This is a genomic window from Pseudomonas graminis, assembly GCF_001705435.1.
Taxonomy (GTDB): domain Bacteria; phylum Pseudomonadota; class Gammaproteobacteria; order Pseudomonadales; family Pseudomonadaceae; genus Aquipseudomonas; species Aquipseudomonas graminis_B.
Window position 1 is genome coordinate 102894 of sequence record NZ_MDEN01000060.1, and the last position, 19677, is coordinate 122570.

General features: G+C 60.2%; 15 protein-coding genes. 8 read left to right on the forward strand and 7 right to left on the reverse strand.

Annotated features, from left to right (window positions below):
• Window positions 1-332: 332 nt before the first annotated feature.
• The 3 genes from gmd (at window position 333) to BBI10_RS09815 (ending at window position 3517) form a co-directional block, all read left to right on the forward strand.
• Complete coding sequence (gene gmd, locus BBI10_RS09805; RefSeq protein ID WP_065988336.1) at window positions 333-1364, forward strand: GDP-mannose 4,6-dehydratase; 1032 nt, start codon at window positions 333-335, stop codon at window positions 1362-1364.
• On the forward strand, window positions 1364-2260 hold the full coding sequence (locus BBI10_RS09810; protein ID WP_065988337.1) for a GDP-mannose 4,6-dehydratase: 897 nt from the start codon (window positions 1364-1366) through the stop codon (window positions 2258-2260). Before gmd ends, BBI10_RS09810 begins: the two co-directional genes overlap by 1 nt.
• A gap of 135 nt (window positions 2261-2395) precedes the next feature.
• Window positions 2396-3517, forward strand: a complete 1122-nt coding sequence (locus BBI10_RS09815; protein ID WP_065988338.1) for a glycosyltransferase family 4 protein — start codon at window positions 2396-2398, stop codon at window positions 3515-3517.
• A 174-nt stretch (window positions 3518-3691) separates the two neighbouring features.
• Here the strand turns inward: BBI10_RS09815 and BBI10_RS09820 are convergent, their stop codons facing one another.
• Window positions 3692-5029 carry a DEAD/DEAH box helicase gene (locus tag BBI10_RS09820; RefSeq protein WP_065988339.1) on the reverse strand — a complete coding sequence of 446 codons (1338 nt, stop codon included), beginning with the start codon at window positions 5027-5029 and terminating at the stop codon, window positions 3692-3694.
• Between the two features lie 60 nt (window positions 5030-5089).
• Window positions 5090-5989 (reverse strand): drug/metabolite exporter YedA, encoded by a 900-nt coding sequence (gene yedA, locus BBI10_RS09825; RefSeq protein ID WP_065988340.1) that lies wholly within the window; start codon window positions 5987-5989, stop codon window positions 5090-5092.
• A 518-nt stretch (window positions 5990-6507) separates the two neighbouring features.
• Between yedA and BBI10_RS09830 the strand changes: the two genes are divergently transcribed.
• Window positions 6508-8853 carry a DUF4214 domain-containing protein gene (locus tag BBI10_RS09830; protein WP_065988341.1) on the forward strand — a complete coding sequence of 782 codons (2346 nt, stop codon included), beginning with the start codon at window positions 6508-6510 and terminating at the stop codon, window positions 8851-8853.
• 21 nt (window positions 8854-8874) lie between these two features.
• Here the strand turns inward: BBI10_RS09830 and BBI10_RS09835 are convergent, their stop codons facing one another.
• The 3 genes from BBI10_RS09835 to BBI10_RS09845 all read right to left on the reverse strand — a co-directional run bounded on the left by BBI10_RS09835 (window position 8875) and on the right by BBI10_RS09845 (window position 11124).
• On the reverse strand, window positions 8875-9489 hold the full coding sequence (locus tag BBI10_RS09835; protein WP_065988342.1) for a 3'-5' exonuclease: 615 nt from the start codon (window positions 9487-9489) through the stop codon (window positions 8875-8877).
• 75 nt (window positions 9490-9564) lie between these two features.
• Entirely contained in the window at window positions 9565-10044 is a 480-nt protein-coding gene (locus BBI10_RS09840) for an NYN domain-containing protein (protein ID WP_065988343.1), read from the reverse strand.
• Between the two features lie 255 nt (window positions 10045-10299).
• The gene (locus tag BBI10_RS09845; RefSeq protein WP_065988344.1) at window positions 10300-11124 is read right to left on the reverse strand and encodes a DUF2076 domain-containing protein; all 825 of its coding nucleotides are present in this window, start codon (window positions 11122-11124) and stop codon (window positions 10300-10302) included.
• A gap of 189 nt (window positions 11125-11313) precedes the next feature.
• On the opposite strand from BBI10_RS09845, the gene BBI10_RS09850 reads away from it, so the two are divergent.
• Together BBI10_RS09850 and BBI10_RS09855 are read left to right on the forward strand one after the other, a co-directional pair.
• Window positions 11314-11967, forward strand: coding sequence for a YciC family protein (locus tag BBI10_RS09850; RefSeq protein WP_065988345.1), 654 nt, complete (start codon window positions 11314-11316; stop codon window positions 11965-11967).
• A gap of 4 nt (window positions 11968-11971) precedes the next feature.
• Window positions 11972-13066 (forward strand): endonuclease/exonuclease/phosphatase family protein, encoded by a 1095-nt coding sequence (locus tag BBI10_RS09855; protein WP_065988346.1) that lies wholly within the window; start codon window positions 11972-11974, stop codon window positions 13064-13066.
• Window positions 13067-13159: 93 nt separating this feature from the next.
• On the opposite strand, the gene BBI10_RS09860 is transcribed toward BBI10_RS09855, so the two are convergent.
• Together BBI10_RS09860 and hrpB are read right to left on the reverse strand one after the other, a co-directional pair.
• A complete protein-coding gene (locus BBI10_RS09860; RefSeq protein WP_083233073.1) occupies window positions 13160-15223 on the reverse strand; it encodes a TonB-dependent siderophore receptor in 2064 nt (687 codons plus the stop codon).
• Between the two features lie 195 nt (window positions 15224-15418).
• Window positions 15419-17950, reverse strand: a complete 2532-nt coding sequence (gene hrpB, locus BBI10_RS09865; protein ID WP_065988348.1) for an ATP-dependent helicase HrpB — start codon at window positions 17948-17950, stop codon at window positions 15419-15421.
• Window positions 17951-18426: 476 nt separating this feature from the next.
• On the opposite strand from hrpB, the gene BBI10_RS09870 reads away from it, so the two are divergent.
• Together BBI10_RS09870 and BBI10_RS09875 are read left to right on the forward strand one after the other, a co-directional pair.
• Window positions 18427-18855 (forward strand): hypothetical protein, encoded by a 429-nt coding sequence (locus BBI10_RS09870; protein WP_244160335.1) that lies wholly within the window; start codon window positions 18427-18429, stop codon window positions 18853-18855.
• Window positions 18856-19229: 374 nt separating this feature from the next.
• A complete protein-coding gene (locus tag BBI10_RS09875) occupies window positions 19230-19655 on the forward strand; it encodes a polyribonucleotide nucleotidyltransferase (protein WP_065988349.1) in 426 nt (141 codons plus the stop codon).
• Window positions 19656-19677: the final 22 nt, after the last annotated feature.

Below are 19677 nucleotides of genomic sequence, written 5' to 3' on the forward strand. Positions count from 1 at the left end.
GTCGTAAGGCATTGGTTTTAGCTCACCTTAGGGGCTTTAGCGAATTGACTGCCCAAATATTCATCTGAAAGACAGGCGCCGCAGATGACGATTCGTAACACTCCTGGCATTTCTTCAGAGTCCAATACGGGAGGAAGGGGCTGCTCCCCGCTCCAACAGGGCGTTTATTCGGGAATTCGGGCAGGATCGCGTTCCGCAACGCCGGCACTTACATCGTGTTACTGCGTGAGAGGCTTGGTACGGTAGATAACCCCGATGTACCATACGCACCTGCCCACATCATCTACCCAACACGTGCGGTAAAGCACTAAGACGGAGTTCAAAGGATTCGCATGAAAGCAATTGTTACCGGCATCACTGGTCAAGACGGCGCCTATCTGGCTGAACTGCTGCTTGGCAAGGGCTACACCGTCTACGGCACCTATCGTCGTACCAGTTCTGTCAATTTCTGGCGGATCGAAGAACTGGGCATCCAGAACAATCCAAACCTGCACCTGGTCGAGTACGACCTGACCGACCTGTCGGCCAGCATCCGCCTGCTGCAGACCACCGAAGCCACCGAGGTGTACAACCTCGCCGCGCAGAGCTTCGTGGGCGTTTCCTTCGAACAGCCGATCACCACTGCCGAAATCACCGGCCTGGGCGCTGTGAATCTGCTGGAAGCCATCCGTATCGTTAACCCGAAAGTCCGCTTCTACCAAGCGTCGACTTCCGAGATGTTCGGTAAGGTTCAGGCCATTCCTCAGGTCGAAGACACCCCGTTCTACCCGCGCAGCCCTTACGGCGTCGCCAAGCTGTACGCTCACTGGATGACCATCAACTATCGCGAGTCGTACGGCATTTTTGCGACCAGCGGTATTCTGTTCAACCACGAGTCGCCACTGCGCGGCCGTGAGTTCGTAACACGCAAAATCACTGACACCGTTGCCAAGATCAAGCTGGGTCTGCAGGACTCGCTGGTACTGGGCAACATGGACGCCAAGCGCGACTGGGGCTTTGCCAAAGAGTACGTCGAAGGCATGTGGCGCATGCTGCAGGCTGATGAGCCGGACACCTTCGTTCTGGCCACCAACCGCACTGAAACCGTCCGTGACTTCGTCGCGATGGCATTCAAGGCTGTCGACATCACCATCAACTGGAGTGGCGAAGCCGAAGAAGAAATCGGCACTTGCGCCGCCACTGGCAAGGTTCTGGTTTCGGTCAATCCGAAGTTCTATCGCCCAACCGAAGTTGAGCTGTTGATCGGCAACCCGGCCAAAGCCAAGGAAGTTCTGGGCTGGGAGCCTAAGACCAACCTGGAAGAGCTGTGCCGCATGATGGTCGAAGCGGACCTGCGTCGTAACGAAAAAGGGTTCTCGTTCTGATGAGTATCGCCGGCAAGCGAGCGCTGATAACGGGTATTCATGGATTTACGGGGCGCTACATGGCCGCCGAGCTCACAGCCCAGGGCTGCGAGGTGGTTGGCCTGGGCAGCAATCCGTCCGATGAAGCTAATTATTATCAGGCCGACCTCACCGATCTGGTGGGTCTGAGCAAGCTGCTGGCGGACCTTCAGCCGGACATCGTCGTTCATCTCGCGGCACTGGCGTTTGTCGGGCACGGCGCGGCGGATGCGTTTTACCAGGTCAATCTGATTGGTACGCGCAACCTGCTCGAAGCCATCGCCCACTGCGGCAAAGCGCCTGAAAGCGTTTTGATCGCCAGCAGTGCCAACGTGTATGGCAATGCGTCGGAAGGGTTGCTTGATGAAAGCACCAGGCCGGCGCCGGCCAACGATTACGCCGTGAGCAAGCTGGCCATGGAGTACATGGCCAGTCTGTGGTTCGGGCGGTTGCCGATCATCATCGCGCGCCCGTTCAACTACACCGGCGTCGGCCAGGCGGAAAACTTCCTGCTGCCGAAGATCGTCAAACACTTCCGCGAGAAGGCCGAGAAAATCGAGCTGGGCAACCTGGATGTCTGGCGCGATTTCAGCGACGTCCGTTCGCTGGTGGCCGCTTACCGCGGGCTGCTTGAAGCCAAGCCGTTCGGTCAGTACGTGAATGTCAGCTCCGGCAAGACTCACTCGCTGCGTGAAGTGCTCGACATGTGTCGCGCCATCACCGGCCACGACCTCACCGTCGAAGTGAATCCTGCTTTCGTGCGGGCCAACGAGGTGAAGACCTTGTGCGGCGACAACAGCAAGCTGAAGTCGCTGGTCCCGGGCTGGCAGACACCCGAGCTGAGCGAAACGCTTGGCTGGATGCTGGCCGACGCGTAACGCCGCAGTACCCAACCCGAAGCGCTGTGAGGCGCTTCGGGTTTTCCTTTATCCTCCGCTCCACACATCCCCGCTCTGCCCGCAACGCACCTATCGCGAGAACAGCGGACGTTATCGTTTCGTCAGAGAATCCTGATGACCAAAGTTTTGCACTTCTTCAAGACCTACTTCCCGGAAAGCAAGGGCGGTGGGGTCGAGCAAGTCATCTTCCAGCTGGCACAGGGTTGTCAGGCCCACGGGATCGAGTCCCAGGTGCTGTCGCTGAGCACACAAGGGGCCGCGCGAAACGAGACGGTCGGCAATCACATCGCTCACCGTTCAAAGCAGGATCTGTACGTCGCGTCGACGGGCTTTTCGCTGTCGGGCATTCGGGACTTCAAAGAGCTCGCGCGCGACGCTGACGTCGTGCACTACCACTTCCCGTGGCCGTACATGGACATCGCGCACTTCGCCGCGCAGATCAAAAAGCCGACGGTGGTGAGTTACCACTCGGACATCATCAAGCAGAAGACGCTGCTCAAGCTGTATGCGCCATTGATGAACCGCTTTCTGGGGAGCGTTGATCGGATTGTCGTTTCCTCGCCTAACTATGCCGCCAGCAGTGAGGTTCTGACCCGGTTCAGGGATAAGGTCGAGATCATTCCGTTCGGGCTGGATCGGGCCACGTACCCTGCCCCGTCTCAGGCGAAACTCGAGCACTGGAAGCAGCAACTGGGCGAGCGTTTCTTTCTGTTCGTCGGTGCGCTGCGTTACTACAAGGGGTTGGATTTTCTGCTTGAAGCGGCGCACAAGAATCGTCTGCCGGTGGTAATCATGGGCGGTGGGCACCAGGAACAAGAGCTCAAGGCGAAGGCCAAGGCGCTCGGGCTCAGCAATGTCGTGTTTGTGGGCAGCCTGCCGGATGACGACAAGAACGCGCTGCTGATGCTGTGTGAAGCGTTTGTATTCCCGTCGCATCAGCGTTCGGAGTCTTTCGGCATCTCGCTGCTGGAAGCGGCGATGTATGGCAAGCCGATGATCTCGTGCGAAATGGGCACGGGCACCACGTTTATCAACATCGCGGCCGAGACCGGGCTGGTGGTTCCGCCACGGGATTCGGATGCGTTGGCGGCCGCGATGAATACGCTGTGGAATGACAGAGAGCGGGCGACGCAGATGGGGTTGAAGGCGGCGCAGCGGTTTGAGTCGATGTTTACCGCGGAGAAGATGGTGCAGGTGTATGCGGATCTTTATCAGGATGTGCTGCGCCGGCGATAGGTATTAGCAGGATTGGCTTTAGCCGGGAAGACGCCGGTCGTCACGCCGCACAATTAATGGCGCTCACACTGCCCTCTTCCCGGCTGAAGCCGGTCCTACTGACACAGCGCGGTCCCACATTGATCGCGCTGAAGTCCGGGCACTGGTGAGAGGGCCCGGACTCTGCCGCTCTTCTTACGGCTTACGCTTGCGCGGTCCGGTGTTGAACACCGGCACTTTGCGCACAGGCTTGATGGACGGCACTTCTGCCGCCGCTTCGCCGCTGTCGACCCACTTGCCCAGATTGCGTTTGCCGCCTCCGCCGCTGGTTTTTGGTTTCTTTGGCTTTTTCGGCTTTTTCAGAACCTGCCCGGTCGCGTCGGTGGCCGGCACGCGGTGTTCCGGAATGAAATCCGGTTCTTCGCGGCGCTGCAGGGTCTGGCGGGTCAGCATTTCGATGGCGCTGAGCAGGTCGACTTCGTCGGCGCACACCAGGGAAATCGCTTCACCGGTCTGGCCCGCGCGGCCGGTGCGACCAATGCGGTGGATGTAGTCTTCGGCAACGATCGGCAGGTCAAGGTTGACCACGGTCGGCAGGTCATCGATGTCCAGACCACGGGCCGCAACGTCGGTGGCAACCAGGATCTGCACGTCGCCGCTCTTGAAGCGATCCAGCGCGCGCTGGCGAGTGGCCTGGGGTTTGTCGCCGTGAATGCCGTCGGCGTTGAGGCTCAGGCCTTGCAGGCGCTCCACCAGTTGGTCGACGCCGACGCGGGTTTTCGCGAAGACCAGCACCTGACCCCAGCGATGCTTCTTGAGCAGATGAATGAACAGCTCGCTCTTGCGCTTCTTGTCGACGGTGACGATCCACTGCTTGACCGACGAGGCCGCCACGTTGCGCGGGCTGACTTCGATGGTCAGCGGGTCGTCGAGCATCTGCCCGGCCAGCGCGCGGATCGCATCGGAGAAGGTCGCGGAGAACAGCAGCGTCTGGCGACGCTTCGGCAGCGCGGCATAGATGTCGCGCAGCTCTTCGGAGAAGCCAAGATCGAGCATGCGATCGGCTTCGTCGAGGATCAGGGTCTGCAGTTGGGAGAACTTCACGGCGTTCTGACGATACAGGTCGAGCAGGCGGCCAGGGGTAGCAACCAGCACGTCAACGCCTCGGCGCAGTTTCATCATCTGCGGGTTGATGCTGACGCCGCCGTAGGCCGCGTAGGTGGTCAGCGGCAGGTGCTCGGCGTATTGCGCGATGGCTTCGTGAACCTGCTCGGCCAGTTCGCGGGTCGGCACCAGCACCAGCGCGCGCACGGAGTTGGCGGCGACCTTCGGGCCTTCCATGGTCAGGCGTTGCAGCAACGGCAGCGCGAAACCTGCGGTCTTGCCGGTGCCGGTCTGGGCGGCGGCCATGAGGTCGCGGCCTTCGAGCACGGGCGGAATCGCCTGGGCCTGAACGGGGGTGGGAGTCTGGTAGCCCAGTGTTTCGAGGGCACGCAGCAGGGGTTCGATCAGGCCGAGGGAGGCGAATGTCATTTCAGTACCGTTGGAAAAAGGTCAGCGCACAAGAGTCTGTAGAAGACAATGGCGCGCAGTTTACCCTTTCTGCAACGGTTTCTGCTTGCGCCACTGCGGCAGGCCGATGAGCACGACGGCGCTGATGATCACCGCCATCGCTGCGCCTTCCGCCCAGCCGATGTGTTCGCCGGCGAACAACACGCCGAGCAACACCGCCACCGCCGGGTTGACGTAGCAATAGCTGGTCGCGGCGGCGGGTCGCACGTTCTTCAGCAGGTACATGTAGGAGCTGAACGCGACGATGGAGCCGAACACCACCAGATACGCCATCACCAGCCAGCCCGACAGGCCGGGGGATTGGGTCATGCGTTCGCCGCTGATGAAGCTGCCGAGCAACAGCACGGCGCCGGCCACCAGCATTTCGCAAGCACTGGCCATGGGTCCGGCGGGCAATGGCAGGTAGCGGCTCCACACCGAACCGAACGCCCAGGTCGCGGCGGCGAAGATCACCAGCGCCGCGCCCATGGGGCTGGCTTGCAGGTTCGAGCCGAGGTTGAGCAAAGAAATGCCGACAAGGCCGAGCAGGATGCCCGCCCATTCCAGCCCCGTGTTGCGATGGCCCCAGAACAGGCCGAACAGCAAGGTGAACAATGGCACCACGGCTACTGCCAATGCTGCGACACCAGAAGCAACGCCTGCGTGTTCCGCCAGGGTCACGCCGCCATTGCCGCAGGCGAGTAGCAGAAAGCCGATCATCCCGGCGGATTTCCACTGTTTCCAGGTGGGCATCGGCGCGCCACGAAAGCGCATGAAGGCGAACAGGATGGAACCGGCGATGGTAAAGCGCACCCCGGCCATCATGAGCGGAGGCCAGGTTTCAATACCGATGCGGATGGCGAGATAAGTTGAGCCCCAGATCACATAAAGCGCGAAAAAGGCCCCGATGAGCAGCAGGGGAAAACGTCGGGCGGCAGGCATGAAAGGCTCTAGTACAGTCGTTTATTGTGGGACTGATTTTAGAAATCTCAGGGCCGCCGGCGTCAGTTACAAATGTGGTTTATTCGACCCATACACTTTTGCTGGCGAGGTGTTCGCAGCGGCTGACGTGGGAGCGGCAAGATGATCGGGAATTGAAAGTACGCAGTAAGCGATAGGCGCCATGACAGCCCGGCGGGCAGCCTGCGACAACGCCTGCCCGGCCATCGCCCTCCTCCAGCCTCTCCCAGCGGTATTTCGTCGGCCCTGGAAAAAACCGCCTTCAGTCGCCAGAAAGCATGCCGACAACCTCATCAGGAATGGGCACTAGCGTCTTCGACCGTGCCCTGCCGTACCTTCTCGAAGAGCCACACCCTCGTCAAGACCAAGGCGGGTCAACGCGCGTGAAGGTCATGTAGCCCGTTTTCAAAGCTGGCTCAGCGGATTGAACTCATCACCGATCCCTACCCGATTATTGCGTCATTGACCTGGCCAGGCCTGCCTTGCCCCGGAGTTTCTACATGTGTTCGATGTGCGATGCGCTCACCCAACTCTGGACGGACGGAGCGAACAGCCAGGGTGTGAGCCAACAGACAGCCACCAGCCAGGCGACGCTTGGGCACCTGACGCTTGATCAGCAAGCCAACTACCTGACTGATGGCTATTGGCACGACGCCTATGGCGGTTCCCAACACCACTTTGACGTGCACGCCGGTGGGTCGCTCACCGTCAACCTGGCCAGCTTGAGCGCGAATGCTCAGGTTGTTGCTCGATATGCGCTGCAAAGCTGGACCAATGTCAGCGGCCTGAAATTTGTGGAAACCACCGCTGCCGCTGCGATCAATTTCAGCGAAAACAAAAGCGGTGCGTATAGCAGCTCCAACTATGCAGGCAGCATCATCTCGAACAGCAGCGTCAACATCGCTTCCGATTGGGTGAAATACGGTTTGTATTATCAGCAAACCTACATTCATGAAATTGGCCACGCGCTGGGGTTGGGCCATGCGGGCAATTACAACGGGAGCGCGACCTTCCCCAACAATGTTTTCTATCAAGAGGACAGCTGGAAATACTCGGTAATGTCCTACTTCAGTCAGGACGAGAATACCTATTCCAATGCCTCTTTCGGCTATGTCGCTACGCCTATGCTGGCGGACATCGTAGCCATCCAGTCACTGTACGGCACCGCCGTTACCCGCACAGGTGACAATACCTACGGTTTCAACAACAACGCCGGAACCGACTTCATGCCAGGTCTGGTGGGCACAATTTATGATGCGGGCGGCAATGACACGATCAACGTCGGCACCTATGCCGGCGCTCAAACAGTCGATTTGAGAAGTGAAGCTTTTTCCAGCCTGTACGGCGGTGTATCGAACATCGCCATCGCGCGCGGTACGGTTATCGAGAACGCCATAACGGGTGCAGGCGCGGATACGCTGATCGGCAACGCCAGTGACAACTTCCTCAATGGCAACGCTGGCAATGACCAGTTGTTTGGCGGCGATGGCAACGATCGGCTGATGGGAGGGGCGGGTTCGGACATGCTCAATGGTGGCAACGGCTTAGACACCGCCTTGTATACCGAGGCAGGTGCTCGCTACTTTGCCCACTACGATGCCGCGCTTGTGAGTGGTGCCAGCCTCAGCGTTCATGACGCGCAAACGTCCGATGTGGACTCGCTTTCAAGCGTCGAAAAGCTGGCTTTCATGGACCGCAATGCCAGTGTCGACGAACTGCTGATGGCTTTTCACAGCCGGTATGGCGCCTTTAATGCCGAGAGTGACGCCACTGTTTCATTGAGTTTTGGCATGGACCTACATCACACAGCGCTCACCGAGGATCAGGCTTACGTTGCCAGGCTCTACTCATTGTTCGGTCGGACGCCCGATTATCAGGGCTTGAATTATTGGCTGACGCATCAGGCGATGGGCAGTTCGGATGCAGAGATTCGCGATGGCTTTCTGAATTCCGCTGAAGGGATACAGCGCTTCAGCATGCTTGGTAGTCGGGACTTTGTGCTTGAGCTCTATCAGAATGTACTGCATCGCACAGGCGATGATTCAGGTGTGTCGTACTGGAACACGCTGCTGCAGCAGGGTTTGAGTCGAACAGCGGTTGCTGATGGCTTCCTGAATTCGCGCGAGAGCCATGACCTCTCGGAGGGCGAGGCAGGCTACATCAGGATCGTGGCTCATAACGCCTGGAACAATCTGGATATGGTGGTGGGCAAGGGCGTGGCCACCGGCACGGCTGGCGACGATCAGATCAGTGAGCAGGAAGTCAGGCTCGACAGCAATGCAGTTTCGCATCTGTCCGGCAACGCCGGTATCGACACCTTTATTTTCAACGACGCTGCATCCGCCTACACGATCGGCGCGCTCGATACCGACACGCTATCAGTCAGTCGTTCCACGGGAGCGGCGGCGAAATTCGACCTGAGTGGCTTCAATGTGCTGGATTTCGCAGATCGCGAACTGTTCGTTCTCGACTCGGCGCAGGCAAGCATTGGTCGCCTGTATACGATTCTGGATCGTGCTCCCGATATCGAAGGCCTGAAGTTCTGGCTGTCTCACGGCGCCGCAGGCGAAACCGGTGCCCAGATTGCGGATGGTTTTGTGCAATCTGCCGAGTTTTCCCAACGCCTGCCCGATGGCAGCAACGCAGCCTTTGTCGAAAATCTGTATCACAACGTCCTGGATCGAGGCAGCGACGCTGGCGGCCTTGCCTATTGGGTCCAATCGCTGGACGGCGGCACGAGCCGTGGGCAGGTCGCATTCAATATCGCCAACTCACCGGAGTCTGCTGCACTGACTCAAGGCGATGCCGGCTTCATTCACCTGATAGGGCATGCTGATTGGGTTTGAGCCACCTGCGCCACAGTCTGGCTAGAGCCCCCGATGCTTGCTGATCGCATCTGCAATTTTTTTCGCCGGGACTTTTTGCAGCGTGCACAGCAGCTGGTGGGAAACGCCGGCCAGACCGTGGGTGTCGCGCAGTTGATGCCCAAGGTGGAGCGTGAGGTTGGCGGCCATTTCCGCGTCGGCCATGGCCCGGTGAGCCTTGCCGGTGTGGGGCAAGCCGGCCCAACTGGTGAGGGTGCCGAGTTTGTGGTTCGGCGCGTGGGGCAGGAGACGTCGCGCCAGCAGCATCGAGCAGGCGAAGCTTTGTACGCGATTGCGCTTGATGCGCGACAGCTCGAAGTCCCAGAACTTCTGGTCAAACGAGGCGTTGTGCGCCACCAGTGGCGTCAGGCCGACGAACTCGGCGACCTCGTTCATGACCCGGTCAGCCGGCGGCGCCGTGCGCAGCATGCTGTTGCTGATGCCGGTCAGGGACTCGATAAAAGACGGGATGCGCACGCCAGCGTTCATCAGGCTTTGATAGCGCTCGACGATCACGCCCTGCTCCACGATCACCACGGCGATTTCCGTGGCGCGGCAGTAGCTGCTGGGGGAAATGCCGGTGGTTTCGAAGTCGATGACGGCGATACGTTCTTGCATGGCGTGGCCTTCAAATAGCGGGGTGGTGCGTTGACGTGAGAAGTATCGGGCGGCCTGATCAGCGCGCTGCTGGCATCAATTCTTGAGCAGCAACCCGCCCTCGATAGGCACATAACGACTGGCCGCGCGGATCAGCGAGTTGGCGGTCAACCCCGGCACACCGTAGGCAATCGCTTCGACGCCGTGCTTGCTGATGATGCGCTCCATCAACAGGTCGAAATCGCCATCGCCGGACGCCAGCACAACCTCATCGACATTCGGCGCGACGTCCATGATGTCGATGGTGATGCCCACGTCCCAGTCGCCTTTGGCCGAGCCGTCACTGCGCTGGATGTAGGGCTTGAGTTTGACGGTAAAGCCGAGGTTGCGCAGGATCTGCTGAAATTGCTGCTGCTTGCTGTCGCCACGGTCGATGGCATACGCATACGCCTCGACGATCTGACCGCGCTGGCTGATGTCAGCCCACAGGGCTGCGTAATTGAAGTGACAACCGTGAGCCTGACGCACTGTGTAATACAGATTCTGTACGTCGGCGAAGACCGCGATTCTTCTCACCCAAATTCCTCGATGCGCTGACAAGCGACAGGGATCCGAAAACCGGACCGGCGCTCAGTATGCCAGTTTGGGGAAGGGATAGAAGGATTGGGTGGAGGGTGCGGTTGTGCTGCGCAGACCTGATCCTTATAGAAACGATCCTGTGGAAGCGAGCTTGCTCGCGAAATGGCTTGGCCATCCGCCGAATCTTCAGCGACTGAAATGCCGCCTTCGTGAGCAAGCTCACTCCCACAGGGAGGGCGTTAGCTGCGGCTATCAGACGAACGAATCGTCGTCGTCAAACATGCCGCCACCGGTGTCGCTGCCGTAATCGGTATCGGCGAAGCCATTGGAATCACTGCCCCAGGCGTCATTCCCGGTGTTGTCGTTGCCAGTGACGCGCTGCTGGTCGTCACCCCAACCACCGCTGCCGCCCTGATCATGTTCAGCGGCAGGCTGGGCCGGCTGCTCCTGGATGATCTCGACGACTTCCTGCGGTTGGCTGTTGTGGTGGAACAGGCTGCTGATGCCTTCCGCCAGCATCACGCCACCGGCCACGCCCGCGGCGGTTTTCAGTGCGCCACCCAGAAAGCCACTACCGACGGGCGCCGCCGGTGCCTGTTGCGGTTGGGCATAGTTTTGCGGTGGCTGAGCATAGTTCTGCTGCGGCGCGTTGTAAGGCGGCGCGCTTGCAGGGCCACTTTCGCGCCAGCCGCCCGACGAAGGCTGCGGATTCGATGGACGCGAGAACGACGAAGCCGGTTGCTGAGCCTGAGGCTCGCGCGAACCGCCACCAAAGATGCTCGACAGAAACCCGCCGCCACTGCCGGACGGCGCAGGCGCCGCGGATTTTGACCGTTCCAGCTCAGCCCGCAGTTGTTGAATCTGCTCGTCGCGCTGACGGTTCTGGGCCTCCAGCTGCTTGATCGCGACTTCCTGCACCAGAATCGACTGCGCCATGTAATAAGGCGCAGCGGGCTGGCGAGTCAGGTGCTCCTTGATCAGCGCTTCGGCCTGCGCATCACGGGGGGCCGATTCGGTTTCTGCTTGCTTGAGCTTGCCAAACAAGCCGTCGATCAGGGTTTGTTCTTCGCTGTTCATGGCGACCTCGTTAGATTGCCGTAGGAATTCTGTTCTGAGCCATTGCTCAGGCATAGCCAGTAATGGGGCTGTTCAAGGGCGTTTCAATAGCATGTAAAAAAAGTTAAGAAGGCTCGCAGGGCGTGGCCGGTTGGCCGGTTCTGCGGCGCTACGTTAAAGTGTTGGCCTGCTTATCCTTGTGATCCGTTCATGAATCCGCTGACCCTTCTGCAAGACTCGTTTTACTTCTTCCGACGCAACTTCGGCAGCATTCTTACGCTGTGCCTGCCGCTGGTGGTACTGGAGGCCCTGACCAAACAGCTCGTCGGCTTCGGGGCGAGCACCGGGGCCGCGCCACTGTTGGTCGGGCTGCTTTTCTACCCGCTTTATACCGGCGCGCTGATCCTGTTTATGGACGCCAAAACCCGTGGCGAAGATCCGGTCAAATCCAACCTGTGGGCCGTTGCCTTGCGCCTGTGGCCCACCTTCGCGGTGCTGACGGCGCTGAGCACGCTGCTGATCATGGCCGGCATGTCGCTGTTCATCCTGCCGGGCGTGTGGGTGATGATCAAACTGGTGCTGTCGGAATACCTGCTGGTGTTGCGCGGGATGGGGCCGCTGGAGGCGATGCGCGAAAGCTTCAGGATGACCCAGGGCCATGTGCTGCGGATTTTCGTCTGCGTGCTGTGCGTTTACATCCCGCTGTCGCTGCTTGAGGCGCTCAGTTATTACGTGCTGCCTGACCAACAGAGCCCGGGGCTGTCGATTGCAGTGGACAGTATTTCCAGCTTCCTGCAGTTGTTTATCAGCGTGGTGATGTTCCGGTTGTTCATGCTCATCGACCCACCTGCCCGGTCGGCCTGACAAGATGGCACGCCCGACGCGGTATCTGCTTTACCTCGCGGTGTGTGCCGGGCTGTTCGGGATACTGCTGTATGACGTGACCTGGCACCCTGCCCGATACGAAAACGCGGCGGTGTCCTGCAACGCGATGGACGCAAAGCCACCGGTATTGGCGCCGGGTCAGACGCTCACAGTGATGACCTGGAACATTCAATACCTGGCCGGCAAACGTTATGTCTTCTGGTACGACCTGCCCGACGGCAGCGGCCCGGATGAACGGCCAACGCCTGAAGACATTGCGTACAACCTGGATGAAGTGGCGCGGGTCATCCGCGACGAGCAGCCGGACATCGTCTTGCTGCAGGAAGTCGACGACGGCGCGAAGAACACCGACTACGGCAATCAACTCGCCCTGCTCCAGGCGCGCGTCGCCGACCTGTACCCGTGCAGCAGCGAGGCGTTTTACTGGAAGTCCGACTTCGTGCCGGATCAACACATCTTCGGCAGTGTCGGGCGCAAGCTGGCAACGCTGAGCCGCTACCAGATGGACAGCGCCGAACGCCTGCAACTGCCCTCGCCGTCCGGCCATTTCATCAGCCGACTGTTTCAACCCCAGCCTGCGCTACTGGTCAGCTACCTGCCGCTCAAAGATGGCGGGCGCCTGGCAGTGACGAATACGCATTTAAGCGATGCCGAATCGGGCGGCGACGTGCAACAGCGACAGGTCGCGGCGGTTAGTGGGTTGCAACACGCCTTCGAGAAAAACGGCACGCTGTGGATCACTGGCGGAGATTTCAGTTTGCTGCCACAGGGGCAATATCAGCGGCTACCTTCCGGACAGCGCGCGCCGTATTCGGCGGAGAGCGAGCTTCGGGGCTTGTGGGAAAGCTTCCCGATGATCCCGAGCAATGAAGACGTAGCCGGTGAGGATCGTCGCACGTGGTACACCCGCTTCCCCAACGACCCGAGCATCAGCGGCCCGGACCGGACGCAGGACTTTCTGTTCTACAGCCCGAAGCTGAAGCGGGTGGAGGCGCGGGTGAGGCAGGCGGATACCCTGTTGATCTCTGATCACATGCCGGTGATTGCGCGATTCAGGGTACCGGCGAAGGTCGAGTAGAAAAGCGCCTCTAAAGCCTGCTTCCCAGGTGCATGGCAGGGGCGCTTGATCTGAACAGACCAGTGCTGGATTGCCCGGCACCGGTCGCTGCAATCAGAACGTGACGCTGGCCGTCAGCCGCGCGGTTCGGAGCGCCCCCTCCTCGACCTGGAGCGTGCTGCTGCCCGTGGTGGCCGGGTAGTATTCCTTATTGAACAGGTTGTCGATGTTCAACTGCAGGCTGGTCTTGTAGTCATGGGTGGGCAAATCCCAGCGCACAAAGGCATCGGCCGTTGTGTAGCTGTCCAGCCAGAAGCTGTTGGCGTCGTCCCCCGGCCGCTCTCCGACGTATCGGGCACCTGCACCGACATGCCACTTACCGGTTTCGGCAGGCAGTGCGAGTTGATGGCTGAGGTACAGGCTCGCAGTATGCATCGGCGCATTGGGCAAGCGGTTGCCTTCCTGCTCGGGTGACTCTTCGTTTTTCAGCACTTCCGTGTGGTCGTAGGCGTAGGTGCCAATGATGCTCCAGTTACGCGCTATCTCTCCGGTCACATCCAGCTCAACCCCTCGTGAGCGGGCCTTCCCCACCGCTTCGTCGATGCTGTCGCCGTTGCTTTGCAGCACGCTGTTCACAAGGTTCTTCTTGACGATGTCATACACGGCCAGGTTCACATTGAGCGCCTGGACCGGGCTGTATTTGATGCCGACTTCGTAGCTGCGCCCTTCGGTAGGCTTGAAGCTGTTGCCCGCGTCGTCAGCATCGTTAGGCACGAAGGAACGGCTGTAGTTGGCGTAGAGCGCGACGTTGTCGGTCGGCTGGTAAACAATCCCGCCAAAAGGGAGAAACTTGTCACCGTTGGAGTCGGCGCCCGGTGCGTACGAACTGCCCAGCCCCTGATCGCTGTATTGATCCCAGTGTTCCTGACGCCCCCCGAATACCAGAATCCAGCGATCATTGAGGTGCCAGTTGTCCTTGAAGTATGCCGAGGTAGTGACCAGGTTATTTTCGGCGTTGCTCTGGACCGCGCTGACCGTCGAAGGCTCAGCCAGATTGCCGTAGGTGGGGTCCTGAATGTTGAGGTTGCCGGTGGTGCTGCTGGCATTGCGATAGGTTTTACCGCGGTATTTATCCAGCGACTCGTTGTCCACCCCGACGACGATCTCATGCCTCTGGCCGAACAACTGCTGATCGCCTATGAAGTCCAGAGCGGTATAGCGGCTCTCATAATCATAGTGCCCGCCATTGGCAATCCGGCGCAGGGTGTCGCCTTTCAAGGTGCTCGGCTGTGCAATCGCCAGGCTGTAACGATCCTCGGTCCATCCGTAGGTCAACCGGCTTCGCCAGGCGTCATTGAGCTGGTACTCGAACTTCGCGGTGGTGCTTTGGCTGATGCCGACGGTCTTGGCCCAGCGCTCATCCAGACGGTCGCGGTAACTGATGTCGGCCGGGTGGCCATTGGCGAACACGGTGCCGCGGTCAAAGGGGCTCGCGTAATCGTTGTAGGTGTACGCCAGCGAGAAACTGGCGCGGTCGCCCACCCAGGCGATCGATGGCGCAATCAGCGTGTGCTCATCGACACCATAATTACGCCAGTAGTCCTCGTGGGAGCGCTCGGCAACCAGCCGATAAGCCAGGTTGGTATCGCCCAGCGGCCCAGTGGTGTCCAGACCAAACGTCCCGCCGCCTTCACTGTAACCAGACCCGGTCAGAGTCGTGCTTTGGGTGAACTGCGGCTGCTTGCTGATCACATTGATCAGCCCGCCCGGCTCCAGCGCGCCGTACATGAGCGATGCCGGGCCTTTCAGCACTTCTACGTGATCGGTGGTGGCGCCGAGATTGCGGCCGATCGCCGAGCGCACCCCGTCCCGCAAAATGGAGTTGTCGTCGTTGCTGCCAAATCCGCGCTTGATGACAGCGTCCTTCGTGCCCCCCAACGTATTCGTCTGGCTCACACCACTGACAAAGCGCATGGCGTCGTTGAGATCTTTGACCTGATAGTCATCCAGGGTTTGCGCAGTGACCGTGTTGACGGTCTGTGCTTCATCCCGATTCTGGGTGGAGGTCTTGCTGGCCGTACTCCCTTCAGAAAGCGTATAGCTCCCCGAGCCGTCAGCTGCATCGCGTGTGGACTGGATGACACTGGGCGCCAGCTCGGTGACCGGCTGGGCCGCCATTGCAAGACCAGGTAGGGCAGAACACAGCAGGACCGATGCATGAGTCCGGTTAAAGAGCTTGACCACGAGCTGACTCCGTAATGAAAAGAACGCTAATGCGATTCGTTACTATTACACGGGTTGAACGCGTATTTACCTCACATGGCTGATGAAGTTTTTTTTGATCCGCTCGGGGTCATGCCTTTGTGCAGCCGATCACTTCCTCGGCTTCACCCGCGCGGTCGGTTCGGCGATCAACGGATCGTCCGGCCAATAGTGCTTCGGGTATCGCCCCTTCAAATCCTTCTTCACCTCGGCATAGGTACTGCGCCAGAAGTTGGCGAGGTCTTGGGTGACCTGCACCGGGCGGCGTGCGGGGGATAGCAGGTGCAGCTTGACGATCTGCCGGCCGTTGGCGATGCGCGGGGTGTCGGCCAGGCCGAAGAGTTCCTGCAGGCGCACTGCCAGAATGGGCGGGGACTCGCTGTAATCCAGGCGCACCGATGAACCCGACGGCACGGTCAGGTGATGCGGCGCCAGTTCGTCGAGCCGCTGGGGCAAGGGCCATGGCAGCAGGTTGTGGAGGATCGATGACAGGTCCAGATTGCCAAAGTGGCTCAGTCGCGTGACCTTGCCCAGGTACGGCAGCAACCAGTGCTCCAGCGTCGCCAGCAAGCCATCGTTGCTCACGTCCGGCCACTCGCTTTCGCTCAGCTTTTGGAGATCCATCTGACGCAACAGGCCGACTCGCGCCTGCCACTGGCGCAGCTCCGGTGTCCATGGCAGCAGCTCCAGCCCTTTGCGCCGCACCAGCGCGAGCAACGCCTGCCCCCGTGCTGAATCGTCCAGCCCGGTGAGCGGCTCCCGGCTGATGATCAGTTCACCGGCCTTGCGCTGACGTTCGGCGCGGAATACGCCCTCGCGCTCGTCCCAATCCAGTTGATCGAACTGCGTCACCTGTTCGGCGAGCACTGTGTTGAACAGGTCGGAATCGAACTCGGCGGCCAGATAGATGCGTTCTTCGCGCTGGCCCTGGCGGCTGCCCAGGTCGGCCACCACCAGCCACGGCTGTTTCATCAGTGCGTCTGGCTCGGCGAACAAGGCGGCACGGCCGTTGGCGAGTCGATACTCCGCGCCGCCAGCACGGCGTTGTTGCGCGACGCGATCGGGATAGGCCAGCGCCAGCAACGCGCCGAGCCAGCGCGGGTGATCAGGATCGACGACCGGTTTCCGGGCCGCGCCCCTCAGATAACCCCGATATTGGCGGGACAACTGCCGCGCTCGCTGCACGCCGCCCTGTGCGCCTTTCGCGGCGCGTTCTGCCCCCGCCAGCAACGTGAGCCGACTGTGCAGATCGGCACCGGCGCCGCGCAAAATGTCGCGCTCGCCCAGCAACGCTGCGACGTCGCACGCCAGTGGTCCCAGACCCAGTTCGTGACCGCGCAGCAGCAAATGGGCGATGCGTGGATGCGCGGGCACCTCCGCCATCGACTGGCCGTGAGGCGTGAGTTTCCAGTCTTCGCCCGGCTTGCGCGTCAGAGCGCCCAGCCGAGCCAGCAGGTCTTGCGCCTGGGCGTACGCGGCGGCAGGCGGCAGGTCCAGCCACGTCAGCTGCGCCGGTTCGACGCCCCACCGCGCCAGTTGCAACGCCAGGCCAGCGAGGTCGGCCTGAAGGATTTCCGCCGCGCCGTAGGCCGCCAATTGATCGTGCTGAGCCTCGGACCACAGCCGATAACAGACGCCCGGCTCAAGCCGCCCTGCCCGACCCGCCCGCTGAGTGGCGCTGGCCCGGGAAATCCGCTGGGTGTCGAGGCGCGTCATGCCGCTGCCGGGATCGAAACGCGGCACCCGCGCCAGCCCCGCGTCGATGACCACCCGCACGCCATCAATGGTCAGGCTGGTCTCGGCGATGTTGGTGGCCAGCACGACTTTGCGTTTGCCCTTGGGCGCGGGTTCGATTGCCGCGCGCTGAGCGCTCAGGTCGAGCTCGCCATGCAGCGGACACAGCAGCACGTCGCTGCGATCGCCGACCGCTTCAATCAGTTGCTGATTGACCCGACGGATTTCGGCCTGCCCCGGCAGGAAAACCAGCACGCTGCCGGACTCGCTGCCCAGCGCATCGAGCACGGTCTGCACCACCCGCGGCTCGATGAACTCCCCCGGCTGAAACGGCCGCCCCCACTGCATCGACACCGGAAACATGCGCCCTTCGCTGCTGACCACCGGCGCATCGTTGAGCAAGCTCGACAGCCGCGCGCCTTCGAGCGTCGCCGACATCAGCAGAATCTTCAGCGGCTGCTCGTCACGAAACAGCGAGCGACCGTTGAGGCTCAGGGCCAGCGCGAGATCAGCGTCGAGGCTTCTTTCATGAAATTCGTCGAAAATAAGGAGGCCGACACCTTCCAGCGAAGGGTCTTCCTGCAAGCGCCGGGTGAGGATGCCCTCGGTGACCACTTCGATGCGCGTGTTGGGGCCGACTTTGCTGTCCAGGCGAATCCGATAACCCACCGTCTCGCCGACGCCTTCTCCCAGCTCGCTCGCCAGTCTTTCAGCAGCAGCACGAGCAGCCAGACGCCGGGGCTCAAGCATCAGGATCGTCTGTCCACCCAGCCACGACTCGTGCAAAAGCGCCAGCGGTACACGGGTGGTCTTGCCCGCGCCAGGCGGCGCTTCGAGCACGGCCTCATCCCGGTCGGCAAGGGCCTGGCGCAAGGCAGGGAGAACGGCATCGATGGGCAAAGAATTCATGGTGGCTCCCAGATCAGCCGGGGAGTATACCCACGAGCATCGCAGGCCCCCAGCCTGTGTGGGGATGCGTTTGCGAAGGGCGCCAGAGAACAGCGTGCTGCCGATTCTCAAACGCCAGAAACAAGGAAGCCCCGCAAGCGGGGCCACAACTTAACCTAGTCTCATCACCGTTTCAAAAAGCCCGGGAGTGGAGGTGCTAGGGCAGCGACGCAAATTTATCACAGAACAGAGCAACGTCAAATCCGAAGATGGGTTCTCAACGCAGTGGCTTTCCTGCCTTAGAATATTTCTCGCTATCAGCGGTGTCTTGATCTGGCAGCGGCATTGCCGTGTGAAGTGAACGAAACCCGCACGCACTGCAGACCGCCTCAGCGGCGGCTTAGCTTCAATGGAGATCCCACGGCGTGTAAAATTTCGGCTTTTCGCCCAAGACAGTTCTTGGCGGCAGTTTGGTTTCCAGGAAGGTTAATTTAGCTATGGTTTGGAACACGCTGGAGGCAAAGCTCTCCACTCCCCGGATGTCCCGTTATCTTCAGAAGAATCAGAACAAGCACGACCGGGCAGCGGAAGCGTATGTCCACAACATGAAAATTGCCGAATCTCTGGTATCGATTTTTCATGTGCTTGAGGTATCCCTGCGCAACGGCATACAGAAGGAGATGGCTATCGAATACAACCGGCTCGACTGGTATGAAGAGTGGAATGACCCTGCCGACGCAGACCTTCAAAAACTCTACAACAAGATCGCCGATGCGAAGAGAGCCCTCGGTGCGCGCAGGGTTAAGGCTAGCCCCGACAATATCGTGGCAGAACTCAGTTTTGGATTTTTGGACATCCTTGTTCAACCGCGCAACCACCAACAAGCTGTCCAAACCTCTGATGAGAGTTTTCTATTCGTGCCCTAAAAGCATGCGTCAGCCTGACAAGATGCGTACACGACTGAATAAGGGGCGCGACTTGCGAAACAGATGTTTCCATCATGAGCCTCTGCTTTGGCAGCCGCTTATGGATATACACCGAGATATTTTGGAGGTCGTGAAATGGATCGACCCGAGCCTGCATGCTTGGGTCCAGGGCCATGACCGGGTTGCGTCGACCGTACACGAATGGATGACATGGAGAGACGCGCCAGTACCCTCACCAACCCCGTGTCAACTCCAAAGCGCCCCAGCATCAACCTGTTTTGCTCATCCCCCCAACGAACTGTCTTCCCCCACGGATACTCTTATTGATTAGGCATTTGCCTTGTATAGTTGCGCCTTCTTCTGAGGAGATCCCCATGCGCATTCCTTCCCGTTTGATTGGCGGTGTTCTGGTCGCCACCCTGCTGACTCAACTGACTGCCTGCGGCAGTATTTTCTACCCGGATCGTCGCGGCCAGATTCAGGGCAGCGGGCGAATGGACCCGGCGATCGTGATACTCGACGCCATCGGCCTGTTGTTCTACATCATTCCCGGCGTGATCGCGTTCGGCGTGGACTTCGCCACTGGCGCTATCTATCTGCCAGGCGGCACTCACGCTCAGATCGATCCGCAAAAGCTTGAACCGGCGGTGCGCACTGACGGCACAGTCGACAACGCCAAGCTGCAAGCCATCATTCAAACAGAGCTCGGCCGTACCTTGCCGCTGGATGATCCTCGTCTGATCCAGCACAAAGGCAGCACCCAGCAGCTTGCCTCCCTGGGCCTTGTACCGTCCGCTTGAGTCTGTGATTTAAAGGAAGCGC

Bases quoted from the DNA above. Each gene is read 5' to 3' on its own strand.
- hrpB (WP_065988348.1), bottom strand. From the start codon at position 17,950: ATGAATTCTTTGCCCATCGATGCCGTTCTCCCTGCCTTGCGCCAGGCC.
- BBI10_RS09860 (WP_083233073.1), bottom strand. From the start codon at position 15,223: ATGGCGGCCCAGCCGGTCACCGAGCTGGCGCCCAGTGTCATCCAGTCC.
- BBI10_RS09870 (WP_244160335.1), top strand. From the start codon at position 18,427: ATGGTTTGGAACACGCTGGAGGCAAAGCTCTCCACTCCCCGGATGTCC.
- BBI10_RS09850 (WP_065988345.1), top strand. From the start codon at position 11,314: ATGAATCCGCTGACCCTTCTGCAAGACTCGTTTTACTTCTTCCGACGC.
- BBI10_RS09845 (WP_065988344.1), bottom strand. From the start codon at position 11,124: ATGAACAGCGAAGAACAAACCCTGATCGACGGCTTGTTTGGCAAGCTC.
- BBI10_RS09875 (WP_065988349.1), top strand. From the start codon at position 19,230: ATGCGCATTCCTTCCCGTTTGATTGGCGGTGTTCTGGTCGCCACCCTG.
- BBI10_RS09855 (WP_065988346.1), top strand. From the start codon at position 11,972: ATGGCACGCCCGACGCGGTATCTGCTTTACCTCGCGGTGTGTGCCGGG.
- BBI10_RS09830 (WP_065988341.1), top strand. From the start codon at position 6,508: ATGTGTTCGATGTGCGATGCGCTCACCCAACTCTGGACGGACGGAGCG.
- gmd (WP_065988336.1), top strand. From the start codon at position 333: ATGAAAGCAATTGTTACCGGCATCACTGGTCAAGACGGCGCCTATCTG.
- BBI10_RS09810 (WP_065988337.1), top strand. From the start codon at position 1,364: ATGAGTATCGCCGGCAAGCGAGCGCTGATAACGGGTATTCATGGATTT.
- BBI10_RS09815 (WP_065988338.1), top strand. From the start codon at position 2,396: ATGACCAAAGTTTTGCACTTCTTCAAGACCTACTTCCCGGAAAGCAAG.
- yedA (WP_065988340.1), bottom strand. From the start codon at position 5,989: ATGCCTGCCGCCCGACGTTTTCCCCTGCTGCTCATCGGGGCCTTTTTC.
- BBI10_RS09835 (WP_065988342.1), bottom strand. From the start codon at position 9,489: ATGCAAGAACGTATCGCCGTCATCGACTTCGAAACCACCGGCATTTCC.
- BBI10_RS09820 (WP_065988339.1), bottom strand. From the start codon at position 5,029: ATGACATTCGCCTCCCTCGGCCTGATCGAACCCCTGCTGCGTGCCCTC.